This is a genomic window from Mesorhizobium sp. M8A.F.Ca.ET.218.01.1.1, from assembly GCF_004791165.1.
In the GTDB taxonomy this organism is placed as follows: Bacteria; Pseudomonadota; Alphaproteobacteria; order Rhizobiales; family Rhizobiaceae; genus Mesorhizobium.
The window spans coordinates 1-278 of the sequence record NZ_SRUZ01000238.1 but is presented as its reverse complement, the minus strand read 5'-3'; the positions used below and the strand labels follow the sequence as shown (position 1 = coordinate 278).

The window sequence follows — 278 nt, the reverse complement described above, 5'->3', positions numbered from 1 at the left end:
CTGCTACCTCGGAGGTAGCAGCCATATTTGCGGCCTTCCTTGGCAATGCGCGACAGGGCGTGCCTGGTCGGCGCGAAGCCGAGGCGCGGATCGGCCGGCATGTAGCGGTGGGCTTCCTCGCACAACAAGAGCAACCGCAGCCGGCCCTCGCTCCAAAGCGCAAGGTCGAAGGCGAGACGCGCCAGCACCGAGCAGACCGAATTGACCACCTCGGAGGGCATGCCCGCCATCTCGAAACAGGTCACCGGACGCCCGTGGTTCGGCACGCGGAAGATGTT

At 65.8% G+C, this 278-nt stretch carries 1 pseudogene; it reads right to left on the bottom strand.

Annotation, left to right across the window (positions count from 1 at the left end):
- Nucleotides 1-278, bottom strand: a pseudogene (locus EN861_RS35160) (ATPase); the annotation flags it as partial.